This window comes from Novosphingobium sp. YAF33, assembly GCF_052113265.1.
GTDB lineage: Bacteria > Pseudomonadota > Alphaproteobacteria > Sphingomonadales > Sphingomonadaceae > Novosphingobium.
On the sequence record NZ_JBFRCW010000021.1, the window covers coordinates 1 to 13,271 of the forward strand.

Annotated in this window: 18 protein-coding genes and 1 pseudogene; 10 read left to right on the top strand and 9 right to left on the bottom strand. The window is 61.5% G+C overall.

Going from position 1 to position 13,271, the window contains the following annotated elements:
* Nucleotides 1–183: 183 nt before the first annotated feature.
* Nucleotides 184–375: pseudogene (locus AB4Z00_RS24620) on the top strand (response regulator transcription factor); the annotation flags it as partial.
* Nucleotides 376–748: 373 nt separating this feature from the next.
* Here AB4Z00_RS24620 and AB4Z00_RS24625 read toward each other — a convergent pair.
* Nucleotides 749–1,093, bottom strand: coding sequence for a DUF2092 domain-containing protein (locus tag AB4Z00_RS24625; protein WP_442047616.1), 345 nt, complete (start codon nucleotides 1,091–1,093; stop codon nucleotides 749–751).
* Nucleotides 1,094–1,368: 275 nt separating this feature from the next.
* Between AB4Z00_RS24625 and AB4Z00_RS24630 the strand changes: the two genes are divergently transcribed.
* The gene (locus AB4Z00_RS24630; RefSeq protein WP_442047617.1) at nucleotides 1,369–3,735 is read left to right on the top strand and encodes an arylsulfatase; all 2,367 of its coding nucleotides are present in this window, start codon (nucleotides 1,369–1,371) and stop codon (nucleotides 3,733–3,735) included.
* Here the strand turns inward: AB4Z00_RS24630 and AB4Z00_RS24635 are convergent.
* Nucleotides 3,732–4,457 carry a hypothetical protein gene (locus tag AB4Z00_RS24635; protein ID WP_442047618.1) on the bottom strand — a complete coding sequence of 242 codons (726 nt, stop codon included), beginning with the start codon at nucleotides 4,455–4,457 and terminating at the stop codon, nucleotides 3,732–3,734. The two genes, AB4Z00_RS24630 and AB4Z00_RS24635, sit on opposite strands and share 4 nt — an antisense overlap.
* Before the next feature lie 1,694 nt (nucleotides 4,458–6,151).
* Between AB4Z00_RS24635 and AB4Z00_RS24640 the strand changes: the two genes are divergently transcribed.
* From AB4Z00_RS24640 to AB4Z00_RS24650, 3 genes are all read left to right on the top strand, one after another.
* Nucleotides 6,152–6,637 (top strand): pyridoxamine 5'-phosphate oxidase family protein, encoded by a 486-nt coding sequence (locus AB4Z00_RS24640; RefSeq protein ID WP_442047619.1) that lies wholly within the window; start codon nucleotides 6,152–6,154, stop codon nucleotides 6,635–6,637.
* A 594-nt stretch (nucleotides 6,638–7,231) separates the two neighbouring features.
* Entirely contained in the window at nucleotides 7,232–7,477 is a 246-nt protein-coding gene (locus tag AB4Z00_RS24645) for a type II toxin-antitoxin system ParD family antitoxin (protein ID WP_442047620.1), read from the top strand.
* Between the two features lie 2 nt (nucleotides 7,478–7,479).
* Entirely contained in the window at nucleotides 7,480–7,782 is a 303-nt protein-coding gene (locus AB4Z00_RS24650) for a type II toxin-antitoxin system RelE/ParE family toxin (RefSeq protein ID WP_442047621.1), read from the top strand.
* 296 nt (nucleotides 7,783–8,078) lie between these two features.
* Here AB4Z00_RS24650 and AB4Z00_RS24655 read toward each other — a convergent pair whose 3' ends face one another.
* The 4 genes from AB4Z00_RS24655 to AB4Z00_RS24670 form a co-directional block, all read right to left on the bottom strand.
* Nucleotides 8,079–8,939, bottom strand: a complete 861-nt coding sequence (locus AB4Z00_RS24655) for a tyrosine-type recombinase/integrase (RefSeq protein ID WP_442047622.1) — start codon at nucleotides 8,937–8,939, stop codon at nucleotides 8,079–8,081.
* Nucleotides 8,940–9,077: 138 nt separating this feature from the next.
* On the bottom strand, nucleotides 9,078–9,557 hold the full coding sequence (locus AB4Z00_RS24660) for a hypothetical protein (RefSeq protein WP_442047623.1): 480 nt from the start codon (nucleotides 9,555–9,557) through the stop codon (nucleotides 9,078–9,080).
* Nucleotides 9,558–9,749, bottom strand: coding sequence for a hypothetical protein (locus AB4Z00_RS24665; RefSeq protein WP_442047624.1), 192 nt, complete (start codon nucleotides 9,747–9,749; stop codon nucleotides 9,558–9,560). It abuts the gene before it with no gap.
* Nucleotides 9,746–10,117 carry a hypothetical protein gene (locus AB4Z00_RS24670; RefSeq protein WP_442047625.1) on the bottom strand — a complete coding sequence of 124 codons (372 nt, stop codon included), beginning with the start codon at nucleotides 10,115–10,117 and terminating at the stop codon, nucleotides 9,746–9,748. Before AB4Z00_RS24670 ends, AB4Z00_RS24665 begins: the two co-directional genes overlap by 4 nt.
* Before the next feature lie 74 nt (nucleotides 10,118–10,191).
* On the opposite strand from AB4Z00_RS24670, the gene AB4Z00_RS24675 reads away from it, so the two are divergent.
* Entirely contained in the window at nucleotides 10,192–10,434 is a 243-nt protein-coding gene (locus tag AB4Z00_RS24675) for a hypothetical protein (RefSeq protein ID WP_442047626.1), read from the top strand.
* 83 nt (nucleotides 10,435–10,517) lie between these two features.
* Here AB4Z00_RS24675 and AB4Z00_RS24680 read toward each other — a convergent pair whose 3' ends face one another.
* The 3 genes from AB4Z00_RS24680 to AB4Z00_RS24690 are packed head-to-tail and all read right to left on the bottom strand — an operon-like array spanning nucleotide 10,518 to nucleotide 11,141.
* Nucleotides 10,518–10,844: a hypothetical protein gene (locus tag AB4Z00_RS24680; protein ID WP_442047627.1), complete on the bottom strand. Its 327-nt coding sequence runs from the start codon at nucleotides 10,842–10,844 to the stop codon at nucleotides 10,518–10,520.
* Nucleotides 10,837–11,055, bottom strand: coding sequence for a hypothetical protein (locus tag AB4Z00_RS24685; protein WP_442047628.1), 219 nt, complete (start codon nucleotides 11,053–11,055; stop codon nucleotides 10,837–10,839). The genes AB4Z00_RS24680 and AB4Z00_RS24685 overlap by 8 nt, the downstream gene beginning before the upstream one ends.
* Nucleotides 11,052–11,141: an ATP-binding domain-containing protein gene (locus AB4Z00_RS24690; RefSeq protein WP_442047629.1), complete on the bottom strand. Its 90-nt coding sequence runs from the start codon at nucleotides 11,139–11,141 to the stop codon at nucleotides 11,052–11,054. Before AB4Z00_RS24690 ends, AB4Z00_RS24685 begins: the two co-directional genes overlap by 4 nt.
* Nucleotides 11,142–11,314: 173 nt before the next feature.
* On the opposite strand from AB4Z00_RS24690, the gene AB4Z00_RS24695 reads away from it, so the two are divergent.
* From AB4Z00_RS24695 to AB4Z00_RS24710, 4 genes are all read left to right on the top strand, one after another.
* Nucleotides 11,315–11,473 carry a hypothetical protein gene (locus AB4Z00_RS24695; RefSeq protein WP_442047630.1) on the top strand — a complete coding sequence of 53 codons (159 nt, stop codon included), beginning with the start codon at nucleotides 11,315–11,317 and terminating at the stop codon, nucleotides 11,471–11,473.
* A gap of 74 nt (nucleotides 11,474–11,547) precedes the next feature.
* Nucleotides 11,548–11,838, top strand: coding sequence for an Acb2/Tad1 domain-containing protein (locus tag AB4Z00_RS24700; protein ID WP_442047631.1), 291 nt, complete (start codon nucleotides 11,548–11,550; stop codon nucleotides 11,836–11,838).
* Nucleotides 11,839–11,840: 2 nt separating this feature from the next.
* Entirely contained in the window at nucleotides 11,841–12,017 is a 177-nt protein-coding gene (locus AB4Z00_RS24705) for a hypothetical protein (RefSeq protein WP_442047632.1), read from the top strand.
* Nucleotides 12,017–12,823: a phage minor head protein gene (locus AB4Z00_RS24710; RefSeq protein WP_442047633.1), complete on the top strand. Its 807-nt coding sequence runs from the start codon at nucleotides 12,017–12,019 to the stop codon at nucleotides 12,821–12,823. Before AB4Z00_RS24705 ends, AB4Z00_RS24710 begins: the two co-directional genes overlap by 1 nt.
* Nucleotides 12,824–13,271 lie beyond the last annotated feature (448 nt).

The following is a 13,271-nucleotide window of genomic DNA, read 5'->3' on the forward strand; positions in this document are numbered from 1 at the left end:
GGCTATCGGCAGGCTATCGGCAGCGGGAAATCGGCTTCCGCTCCGCTACAGCCGCTTCCCCGCTGCCGATAGTGCCCAGCCTCAATCCGAGGCTGTTTGACTGAACCAACTGGCCCCTTTTTAAACCGGTGCCTGGCCCCATTTTATACCGGCGTTGACAACTCGACCGACAAGAGCATCATGCTCACCGCGCGCGAGCGCGAGATCGTGCAACTGATCGCAGAAGGAAAGCTGAACAAGCAGATCGCCCATATGCTGGGCATCAGCGTGAAGACGGTGGAAACCCACCGCGCCGCGGCCATGCACAAGCTGAAGCTCAGGACGACGGCGGAACTCGTGCTTTATGCGGTTCGCAACAATATCATTGAGCCTTGACCGCTCCCTCGGTAGCGCCGCCGTTGCGCCTTTGCGGGAAAAGCGCACACACAAAACTTCCAGCCTCTCGACGCTCCAGGCAAAACACGTCGCCCGGCCCCTCATCTGTTCCCACATCCCGAAAGCCCACTCGCACCCCAGCCCTTGTGCGCAAAGCCCCTGACAAAGGCTCACAGCCCTTCGCAGATGCTCTCCGACGACATTTGCGGCAGGCGCAGGATCGTAGCGGACCGTACGTATTTGAGGTTGCTGGATGCTGAGCGCGGTTTCTTGAACGATGCGGAGAACTTGGCTGGGTAAATCAGCCCGCACCTCACCGTCCAGCGGTAAGCGCCCTGAGCGCCCCGGCGGTCGCACAGACGTTGGACAACAATTACTGGATCAACGCCATCGCCTTCGTTCTTCGCGTGGACATCGACGTGCAGGCATCTTCCGATGTGACGATCTTGAAGGCATTGGGCCGCTTCGCCAGGATGTTCACCTTGCCGCCGAACTGGATCTTCTGGCCGGTGACCAGAACCTGCTCGGTGGTGGCGTCCGCCCTGACGCGGAAGCTGCCGAGAGTCAGCAGGAAGGCGCTCATGCGGTCCATGGCCTGCATGGCGGCGGGGTCGATAGAGCTGGAGGCGGCATTCGCGGAAGCGGCCTGCGCCCGGGCGGAAGGCGCCACCGGCCCGCATAGCGCCCCTATCCCCGGCAGTGCCATCGCAGTCGCCATGAGCGCCGCCTTCCGTGTCGGGCCGATTGAGCCGGAAGGTGCCATATAGTCTCTCCTCGAAGGTCGCCCGACGGGCGGCTCTACGATGTCACAACAGACGGACCGATCGTGGGAGCCACGTTCCGCTTCTGAGGGAATCAAATCCCTACGCTAAACCGCCCCGTAGTCGCCCCAAGCGGAAGGGGGGGAATTCCCGATACCGTTGAATTCCCGCGACGTTACTTTCCACTTCGCAATCTTTTATCTTCTTGTGAATAATAACGAGGAACGCAGCTATGCCCGCATCCAAAGGCCCTGACTTCCCGATCCATGTCGACCGCAACCGCTTACCGGAGCCGGAATGGGACTTCCCCAACGCGGACATCAAGGTGTTCGCCAAGGACTCGACGCCCGATTTCCCGCCGATGAAGGAAGCGCGCGAAGGCGCACCGAACATCCTGTTGGTGCTGCTTGATGACGTCGGCTTCGGCTGGCCCAGCGTCAATGGTGGTCTCGTGCGGATGCCGGTGGCGGAAAAGCTGGCCAAGCGCGGGCTGTTCTACAACCAGTTCCACACGACGGCACTGTGCTCGCCGACTCGTGCGGCGATGCTCACCGGGCGCAACCATCACACAGTGGCGGCCGGCGTGATCCAGGAAATGGCCACCGGCTATCCCGGCTACTGCGGCATCATTCCCAAGAGCTGCACGACGTTTGCCGAAATGCTGAAGCATGCCGGCTATTCCAGCGCCTGGTTCGGCAAGAACCACAACGTGCCGGATAACCTCACCAGCCCGGCCGGGCCGTTCGACAATTGGCCGACGAACCAGGGCTTCGATTACTTCTACGGCTTCATCTCGGGCGAGACGGACCAGTTCTATCCCTCGCTCCTGCGCAACACCACGCCGGTCGAGCCGCCCAAGCGCCCCGAGGAAGGCTATCACCTGACCAAGGACCTGGCGGACGAATGCATCGGCTGGATCCGCCAGCAGAAGGCGATTGCCCCAGACCGGCCGTTCTGCGCCTATTTCTCGACCGGCGCTGCCCATGCCCCGCACCAGCCACCGCTGGACTGGCGGGGCAGGAACAAGGGCCGGTTCGACATGGGCTGGGACGAATACCGCAAGATCGTCCACAAGCAGCAGCTCGACGCGGGGATCATCCCTGCCGGCACCAAGCTGACCGAGCGGCCCGAGCAGATCCCCTCGTGGGACAGCCATCCCAAGGAGCAGCAGGAACTCTTCGCCGTCCAGGCCGAGAACTACGCCGATTTCCTGGAACATGCCGACTTCGCGGTAGGCCAGGTGGTCGACGCGATCGAGGCGATGGGCGATCTCGACAATACGCTCGTCATCTACATCCTGGGTGACAATGGCTCCTCCGGCGAAGGATCGCTGGTCGGCACGCCGAACGAGATCATGAGCCTGAACGGCCGCCAGCCCTCGATCGAGGAAGCGATCGGCTTCAAGGATCGCTGGGGCCTTCCCGGCACCTCGCCGCACTACGCCGTGGGCTGGGCCTGGGCGGGTGACACGCCGTTCCAGTGGACCAAGCAGGTCGCCTCGCACTTCGGCGGCACGCGCAATTCGATGATCGTATCCTGGCCGGAGAAGATCAAGGAAGGCGGCGTCATCCGCTCGCAGTTCCATCATGTGATCGACCTGATGCCGACATTGATGGAAGTGGCGGGCATCAAGGAGGCCAAGGAGGTCAACGGCTACATCCAGAAGCCGATCGAGGGCATCAGCTTCGCCTATACCTTCGAACAGGCCAACGCCGAGGCACCCAGCAAGCGCAATCTCCAGTACTTCGAGATGCTGGGCAACCGCGCAATCTATGCCGATGGCTGGATCGCCTCCTGCCGGCACGGCCGACTGCCCTGGGAGACGTCCGGTTCCTTCAGCTTCGCCGACGACAAGTGGGAACTCTACGACATCACCAGCGACTTCAGCCAGGCCGTGGATCTGGCCGACAAGCACCCCGACAAGGTCGATTTCCTGAAGAGCGTGTTCATTTCGGAAGCGACCAAGTACAACGTGCTTCCGATCGACGACCGCTTCTCCGAACGGCTCGACGTCACCTTGCGGCCCAGCTACTTCCACGGGCGCAAGCAGGTGACGTTCTATCCCGGCATGACGCGCTTGCCCGAAGGCAGCGGGCCGCGCCTCATCGGCGTTCCCTTCACGCTGACCGTGCCGGTGGAAATACCCGATGGCGGCGCCGAGGGCGTGATCTTCGCGCTTGGCGGGGACGCTGCGGGCTTCTCGCTGTTCCTGTGGGAAGGCAAGGCGCGCTTCCACTACAACTTCTTCGGAATGAAGCGCACCGACGTGATTTCGCCCGAGGCCCTAAGCGCGGGGAAGCACGAGATCGTCGTCACCTTCCTGCCGGAGTCCGACAAAGCGGGTGGCCCCGCAAAAGTCGGCCTCTCGATCGACGGAACCGTGGTCGCGGCGGGACGGATCGACGAGCAGGTTCCGCAGCGTTGCGGCACCGAATGTATGGACGTCGGCATGGACTGCATCTCGCCGGTCTGCGCAGACTATGAAGACAAGGGCCTGTTCCCATTCACCGGTACGATCGAGCGCGTGACCTTCGATTTTGCCGGCGTGAAGGAGCCAACCGGCATGGAACGCCTGAAGCTGGCGACAGCGATGGACTAATCCCTCTGGATTGCGCGCCCGCCCGGCATAGGTCCTGGGCGGGCATGCAATCCGCTGCATGCCGAATGCGCCGCAACCGGGGTTGGCTTAAGGTGTCGTTCACCGCTCACTGCTCCCCCCTCGCGCCGCGGATGACGGGAATGTCTCACTTCCGATCGTTTAGGTTTCTGAGGGCAAAGCTGCCGGCGGCACACAGCAACATGCACAGTCCGGCGACCAGAAAGGCATCGCTGTAGGCCATCAGCAGCGACTGGCCATGCAGCGTCTGGGCCAGCATCTTCAATGCTGTCGGCGCAGCGGTTCGGCGGCGCTGGCATGAAGCGCATCATCCCGGTCCAATGCTTGATGAGCGAGCGCCTCAACCCATTCGACCGTCCGTTCCCGGAAGGTCGAATGGGTTGAGGCGTGACGGCTTCGCCAAGGCGCGCGGCCTTGAGCTTTTCGCGTTCCACCACAAACTGCCCGGCCAGCGCGATGCCGATGGCCCCGCCTACGTTGCGCACGGTGGAGAACAGGGCGGAGGCAGAGCCCATTTCCGATTTCTCCAGCCCGTTTAGGGCCGTGACCCCCAACGCGACCACAATGAAGGACTGGCCGATGCCGCGCACCATCAGAGAGGGGACGATGACATTGGCGGCGGCATCGCTGTCCAGATGGACGTTCATCAGGCACCCTGCCGCCATCACGACGAACCCCAGGATGATGATCGCGCGCTGGTCCACCGCATAAGCGGCGGCGTGGCAAAGGACATGACAAGCTGGACGAGGCCATAGGGGATCACCGTCAGGCCGATGTCTTGCGCGTTATAGCCTTGCGTCTCGGCGAAATAATTCGCACCAGGGACACGACGCCGAACACCACCGCACCGAACGCGCGAACTGCATGAGGCTCGCGATGCCGAAATTGTATCGGGCAAGTGGGCGCAGGTTGATGAGCGGATTGCCGCCGCGTAGCTCGATCATGACGAATGCGGTGAGCCCCACCGCGGCGACCATGGCGGCATCGACAATGAAGGAGGATGCGAACAGTCTTCCCGTCCGCCTTCCTCCAGCATGATCTGAAACGCGGATAGCCCGATCGCCATGGCCGAGATTCCCGCCCAGTCGCCCTTACGCAGCCGCTCGGGGGCGGCGGGGGTGCGCGGTGTCGCCCAGCCGATTGCCGCGAGCAGCAGCAGGCCTGGCGGCACTTGAAGTCAGAGAATCCAGCGCAGTCATAGGCCTCTGTCAGCCAACCGCCTGGAGAAGGACCGACCGCCTGCGCAACATTGTTGGCCGCCGCGAACAGCGCATGCCGAAAGGCAGGCGGGCCGGCGGCAGCTCGGAGTAACCGGGAGGTAGGGTGACTGCGGGTGCGTCTTGCCAGCCACCGCCCAGCGCCCGGAAGAAGCGCACTTGCGCGGCGGCAAGTTCGGCATCGACCGCGGTCAGTGCGCGGCGTGTCGAAATGTCTGCCTGTTCGCTATCGAGCATGTCCAAAGCAGTCGCGACCCCGGCGGCGCGGCGCGCCAGAGTGATCGTTCCGGTGCGTTGGTTGCGTAGCCGGGCAATGCGCCATTGCGCCTGCCGTTCGAGCGCGGCGCCATAGTCCTGTGCCGCCTGATCCGCTTCGCCCAGCGCCGTTTACCGCGTCGAAGCGGGCGAGCGCGGCTGCCTCTCCTGCACGCGCGCCGGCAATGCGGGCACGCGCGGCGCTCGCGTTGGGAAAGCTCCAGCTCAGCAACGGCCCCGAACGTCAAACCGCATTTTCGAGCGCGCCGAGACCTGCTGCTGAAGGCGATGAAAGGCCAAGCCCGCCGCCGAGTTCGACATGCGGATAAAGATCGCCCACGGCGACGCCGATCTGTGCGGTGGCTGCGGCGATCCTCTGTTCCGCCGCCCTCACGTCCGGACGGCAGCGTAGCAAGGTCGCGCCGTCGACCGCGGGTAGCTGCGTATCAAGCAAAGGGGAGGCGGGTGCAGGCAGCGGCGGCTGCCGATATATCCGAGGACGGACGACCGGTCAGGATTGCCAGTTCAGCCAGCGCCACGTGCCGGGCGGCTTCGAGTGCGGGAATCTCCGCTGCGACTTTTGCGACCGCTGCTTCGCTACGTAGCAGGTCGATCGGTAGAGTAGCGCTTGCTGTTGAGTTGCCTGGTAAGACCGCGACGGCGCACCGCCAGCACCTCGGCTTCGCGGGCAAGCGCCACCTGATCGGCCATGCTGCACGCACGCAGCCAAGCATCGGTCACGCGAGCGACGATCAATACGCGAACGCTGTCTGCATCGGCGCGGTGGCCGCGACATGCACCCATTATTGGTCAGAGAAAATCGGCGTCGTGGGCCGCGCGAGGTGAGGTATTCAGCGGCCTTCCGCCGCCCGCGCAACCTTGCCTGACCCTGAAATGTTATAGTTTCCCCAACTGAGGAGATGGTTATGGGAACTGATACTCACGCCCTTAAACAGCACATGTGGGAAAAGCTGGAAAAGGGCCCGTTCATAATGGTCGGCCTGGCCGATGGTGGCCTTACCCATCCGGAACCCTTGACGGCGCAGCTCGATAAGGATCAGGTTGATACCATCTGGTTTTTCATCGGTAAGGATAACCGATTGGCAGCGGGCGGAGCGGCCATGGCTCAGTTCGTCTCCAAGGGACAAGATTTCTTTGCTTCGCTTTCCGGACGAGTAGCTATCGACGATAACCCAGCGATGATTGAAAAACTCTGGTCGAAACCTGTCGAAGCGTGGTTCCCCGCCGGGAAATCCGATCCAAATCTCGCGTTGCTCCGCTTTGACATCGATGAGGCGGAGCTATGGGAATCTGACATGTCGCTCGCGGCAAAGGTAAAACAGCTCTTCGGGGGAAAGATCAAGCCAGATGAGGAAGGCAGCCACGCGAAGGTACAAAACACGATCGTTTGATTATCCATCTTAGGTCGGCGAGGCGGTCTCGCCGACCAATAAGCGCCTATCAGTGCCCGGCACGGCTCAGCTCCACCGCGAGAAGGACATTTGTTCAGGTCGAACCGGGCCATAACCCCGGATGGTAAAATTCACTCAAGGGTACCCATAAACACAGCCTATACTTTACATAGAATGCGTACTTTACCTGCCAGAGCTTGTGGGGTCCAGATAGCCCAGGACCAAGAAGGTAAGGATGCCCGCTCTGTGATAAGGAACGTCGACCGACGCCGTTTCATCAGCGCCGCGGTGGGCTTGCCCTGTGTGTCGCGAAGCGCGCCCACGCCGTGTCGTCCCGTTCGGCGACGGTGGCCCGTATCATCATAGACAACGATTTCGCAGGCGATCCCGATGGACTGTTTCAACTGGCCCACTCCCTGCTTTGCCCGTCGGTCAAAGTCCCGCTCATTGTCGGATCCCATCTTGCCGTGCAGTTTGGCGGTCTAAAATCCGCGAGCGAAGGCAGCGCCAAGACGTGTGAACTGCAGGCCATGGCCGAGCATCAATTGACAAACCTTGCCAATCTTTGCTATTGCTTTCGCCTTGGAGGTTGCCATGGCGACGATGAACATTTCACTGCCCGACGCTATGAAGCAATGGGTGGAAGCGCAAGCTGACACCGGCCGGTATAGCAATGCCAGCGACTATGTGCGTGATCTTATCCGCCGTGACCAGGAACGCGCCGACAAGGTTGCCGCCATGCAGCGCCTTGTCGATGAAGCCCGCGCAAGTGGTCTCAGCGACGAGACGATGGCGGATATCCGGGGGCGGGCGATCGGTCAGGCAGGCTTGCAAGCCTGACCGTGCGTCGCTTCCGCTTAACACGCGCCGCAGTCGATGATCTGACAGCTATTTTTCTTGAGGGCATGGAGCGGTTCGGCCTGCCTCATGCTGACGCCTATCACGAAGGCCTGAGCAGGATTTTCGCGTTTCTCGTAGATTATCCCAGTGCCGCGCGCTTGAGAGAGGATATCTCGCCGCCTGTCCGCGCGCATCCCTACAAGGCCCATCTGGTGATTTATGATGTAGGAGATCAGGACGGGGTCATCATTCTGCGTGTCCGGCATGGCCGGGAAGATTGGATGTCCTCGAATTACGATGGCTAGCCATGGCGGGGCAAGCGTATGCGTCCAATCCGCAAAGACCCCGCTCCACTTAGCACTTCTCCTGGCGACTAGGCCCGGTCGTTGTTCGCTCGCCGGACGAGCGGCGGGATTCACCGCTAGCGGTCATTCGCCTGCCGATAATCCTCGGCGTCACTCAATGTCCGGTCCCGCGCGAGTGATCTTCGCCCGGAAAAGGCTGACATGGGTGGAGAGGAGAATGGCGGCTTACTGGACATGGACCGATGGCAAACCTTTTCCATGTCGTAAAGTGGAGAGTCCTTCAACGCTTTGAAACATCACGATTTCTCTGAAGGTTTTGTTTCGGGTTTTCCTGAACCATTTTTGTTCTCAAGCTTGGACATCGCGATCCTGCTAAGTTTCCGGTTATTCACTTTACGGGCGTAATGCTCAACAAGTTGGAAACTTTGGCCGGTAATGGACGCGACTTCCGCGATTGTGCGACCGGACTCCAGGAGCGCATTGACTGCATTTTTACGGAGCCCGTGAGGAACGCAATGCCTGCCCATACCGGCAGAAAAGGCTTTGATGTCATCGCGTACCTTCTCGTCAGACAAGGGTGCGCCCTCATCGTTCGCCAAGATGGTTTCGCCGGTTCGGACCGTATCAGCCAAAACAGCGGCAAGGCGGCGATGGATCGGCGGACAGACTTCCTTTCCCGTCTTCTGCTGCAGAACATAGATCTCGCCCCCGTCTATGTCGTCCCACCGCATCTTTAGCACGTCTCCGATCCGCTGGCCGGTGAAATAGAGCAAGTTGATGGATAACTGCAGGCGTTTATCCTGCCAGGCCAAGCCAGCCTCAAGGATCTTTTCGGGCCATGGCTGATGCTCTCCCAGCTTTGCAGATTTCACGCCCTTCGCGGGATCAATCGTCGTCTTCTTTTCATCGCGGGCCCAATTGTAGAGAAGGCACATCATCTTCACGGACATGCTCTTAGTGCCGGCGCCATCGATGGCGTTGTCCAGAATGTAGCGAATATCCGATGCCTCGACCTTATCGGCCGGGAATTCTCCTAGCGTCCTGGTCACATGTTTGTTCGAGATTCGGCAGAGTACCTTGGTGTTTTTCTTGATATCTGTGCGGCGCTCGGTGGCCTCGTCAAAATCCCTAACCAGATCAGCCACGAGATATTTCACAGTCGCGCGTTTGGTGCGCCCTGCCTTCAATGCGGCATAGCTGGCGAAGAACCGATGCAGCCCGTGCGTGCGTTGATTTCCTTCGCGTCGTCTCCGCCGTAGGCATCGGCCAAGATTTGAGTCGGCCAACCACCAAACTCAGGCATCGGCGCGTAGATCTTGAGCCAGTCCCAGATCCAGCAGACGCGCCAGCGAAGAAGCGGGGCCAATGTGGCGAGGCGGCCCTTGATGCCCTTCGCATCCGGAAGCACCTGCTGATACCAGCCCTGCCCGCATTCCGCGCCGTCCTTCGAACAAGACATAGCAATGCGGCCGTCGCGAATGGCGCTCTCGCCTCGGCGGACGCCGGTGAGCATCAGCGCTTTGCCGGGTGCGTCCAGCAGCGCTTCTTTCAGCGCCGGCCATCGGTTCGACTTTGATCTGCGGGGTACACCAGCGCAGCGTGTTGTTGTTCGGCGGCGGCACGCCGCGGCCGAGGAAGTAAACCATGAAGCGCTTGTCGAGAGGCGCGCGCACCGTGACGACGCGGATCCAGTTGCGCAGGCGCAGTTTCGCCATGATCTGCTCGGCCGCAAACTGGATCGGCGGCAGCTCCTGGCGCGTGTCGGAATAGAACACTCACAGGCATTCAGGCTGCGGCAGCAAACCGGCATCGATCAGGTGGATAAGCACCGTGAGTAGCGCAGTGCTGTCCTTCCCGCCAAACCATGCGACTGCAAAGTGCTCATGATCCGACCAATAAGCGCGAAGCGATTGCAGTGTGAGCTCCACGCCTTTGGTCTGAACATCGTGAATCGAGAGAGGCTTCATGATGCGGCTCCAAAAAGGTCCATCGGCTCCGGCCCGTCGATGAGGTCCTGGCACCACTCACGGATCTTCGGCGCCAGCTTGTAGTCGCTGGTTTCCATGGAGCGCAGCAATTTCCGCGCCTCGTCTGCGATGCATGACCGCCGGTCGCTGTGGTCGCCGCCCTGCCGGATGCGATGCCCCTTCGTCAGCGGGCCCGAGCCTCCGCGCTGGTCCGTTCCGCCAAGCTGGTAGCGCTTGGCTCCAAGCCAGACGCCATCGACTTTAAGGACGAAAATCTCGGCGTAGACGTACGGTTTGCACCCAGGCCAAGCGATGCACTCGGCAGCATCCTTCGGATACACGCCGTTCTCGTTGGGCTGGGCACTCACGCCATCGCCTCCCGAAACTGTTTTTGAAGTTCGGAGTTCTTCGCTCGGGAGCAAAACATAAAGAGGAGTTGAAAATGGCAGACAATCCCCGTCATACCACCACGGTCGTCGAAGAGCGCCGCGGCGGCGGAACCAGCATAATCCTCGCCGTCGCAGTGCTGATTGCGGTGGTTGCAGGCATCTACCTCTTCAGCCAAAGCACCACGAGCGAAGCGCGCAAGGATAACGCGGTCGAGAATGCGGCAAACAGCGTCGGCAATGCTGCCGACAAAGCTGGCGACGCCGCGCAGGATGCGGCTAAGAACGCCGGAAACTAGTAAGGGCGCGAGCCCTGCGGGCTGCCTGGAAGTAAGTCCCCCCGGCAGCCCGCGAAATGCGTTAGTCGGTTGAAGGGATTGGATCATGCCATGGCCTCCCGCATGCGGTCCCGTGCCTTGATGTTCTCGCAGATGTGATTGTACTTCTCGCGGGTGATAAGGCCGGAGCGCTCAAGCTGGGCGGCGCATTCAAGATCGCTGCTTTGCTCCCCTTCGCTCGCGGCGGGCAGGGATGCCTGCGCGGCGCTGATCTCATCCATTGCGCGACCCATGAGGCCGACGGCGCGGCCAGCCTCGTAGCGAAGGGACGAATGTGCACTCGGATCGGATTTCGCTGCATCGAACAGCGCCTGCCGCAGATCAGCAAGCAACAGATTGATCGGCATATGCTCAGTGCGGGTGTCAGGCATTGGATGCCTCCTTGCAGTAGCGAAGGCGGTGGCGCGCGAGCATTTGCAGAGCGCCGTCGTTGTCGAGGATTTCGCCATTAGCCATCCAGGCAGCGCGCTCGGGCGAGTAACCTTGGAGTACCAAAGCCCGGCCGAACTCCTCACGGTCCTCGGCGGTGATGGGCCCCATGTGCGCGGCGCGGGCCAGTTCAAGCAGATCGCCGGGCGTCATACGATCACCGTGACCTGCTCGGCGGCGCGCGTGACCGCCGTGTAGAGCCAGTTCTTGCGAGCCTCACCAGCTCCCACGATCCGCATCGTTCTCGACGCAGGTTGCACGGGCGCGGGTTGCAGACTTCAGAAGCTCGTCTTCGCCCGCCTTCCACTGATCCGATGAGACGGCCAGAGGGCCGCGCGCCGTGATGGTAGCGTTCTTGTCCTTGCCGCTGTCAGCCACATCGAAACCGACGGGGTTCCGGCCGGTGGGCGTGATGCCCAGCTGCAGATGCGCGTCGACGCATGCCGTGAGCCGTCACCGATCCATGGTGGACGCGGGCGGCAGCCACGACTTCGACGAGTATCACCCGCACGTCACGATCTCGTTCGACGTGCCGGCGAACACCGACCTGACCGCGCTCAAGCCCTACTAGGGCGTGCTGGAGTTCGGGCCGGAGCTGTTTGAACCCCTGAACCTCGACTGGAAGCGGTCGATCACGGAGAATTGATGATGACCGAGCACGTCAACAGCGCGGGCGATGACCGCACCGCGAACAATGCCGTGCGTCACACCTATCGAGTCCTCAGCGACGCCGAAAAGGCGCAGATGGTCGCGATCAAGGACAAGGGCGCCGAGTTCCTGATTTTGATCAACAGCCTGCGCACGCCGCCCGTCGAATACATCGCGGACAGTGGTGCGGTCGACATGGTTGAATGCGTCGTCGAGCGCGAGCTGAACATCGCCGCCGAGAAAGTCCAAGAAGCCGTCATGTGGGCGGTGAAGCACATCACGGCCTGACAATGGCGCAGAGCAACATCACCATTCACCTTCGCAGCAATACCAAGTTCTGCAAGCCGATCGCGCTGACTCTCTGCCCGCTGGTATGGATCGGCATTATGGACTGGTGGCGCGCCGTGGCAATCGCGGCTCGGTTCGCGCGCATTGACGCGCATGTGGAGGGCTGGGGCGGCGACTGATGCCCCGATACGACCTCGCCGCCATGACGCGCCGGGCAATGCCGGGCATGCGCAAGCGCTCCATCGTCCTGCGCGATATCGATCCTCCGGGAACGCTGGCGACGAACCTTTTCCGGGCTGTGTATAACCCTGTGGTTCAAGCGTGGGCAGCCGGTGCAGAACGCATCATCGCGGCCTACTCGGCTACAGTCTCCGAGATGACTACGGACGCCCCGGCCGACGTGCGCGCCGAGATCGACGGCGCCGCCGAGCAGATTAACCGGCTTGTCCTGCTGTTGACGCCAGAAGTGCGCGACTGGGCGCTACGAACTGAACAATGGTACCGCGTCAAGTGGCGCGGCGCGGTACTGTCGGCCACCGGCGTGGATCTGGAGACGATGATCGGCGCCGGTGACGTGCGCGCCAGCCTGGAGACCTCGATCGAGTGGAACGTTGCCTTGGTCAAGGACGTGTCCGACGTGACCCGCCAGAAAATCAGCAATGCCGTGTTCGATGGGCTGCGGAACCGGACCCCGGCGCGCGAGGTGGCCAGCACCATCCGGGACAGCGTGGGCATGAGCCGGAAGCGAGCAACCCGAATCGCCTCGGACCAACTCAACAAGCTGACCAGCGCGCTCGCGGAAGAGCGGCGCCGAGAGGCAGGAATCGATACGTGGATCTCGGGGCACAGTCGGAAGGCCCACCCGCGCCTCAACCACCAGGCGCGGGATGGGAACGAATACACCGACGAGACGGCGCCGCAGGACCTGCCGGGCCGTCTTCTTATGTGCTGCAGGTCACAGGCCGTTGTCACGTTCGACGACTGATCGTATCCCCGCCAGTCATTGGCAATTGGCTTTAACTACGGCATTGGCAGTCAATGCTCGTTCGTAAATTTATCGCGGCTGCCATCATTCTCCTGCTCGTCGCCGCCGTTGTCGTCGTTTGCGTCATATCGATGGCCTCGGAAAGCGGCACTGCGGACGCGCTTTTCAAACCGGGTGCCGCCGCGGCTCGTAGCAGTTGAGCTAAGGCCGAACTGGTGCCGCTAGAGGGGCACGTCGACGGGGGTAAAGCAAGCCGACCCGCCGTACATCGCCGCGGATGTCACTTTTGGGTTATTGATTATCTCATTTTCGCAAGTAGAAATTTCCGTGCGACCCGAGGGACGAAGCTTGCGAGTCCTTTCAACCTAGCCCGGACCAGCTCAGCTGGTCCGGGCTATTTTTTGCTCGCTGTGATTGATGAAGTTCTCGCAGAAGTGATGGCTTCATG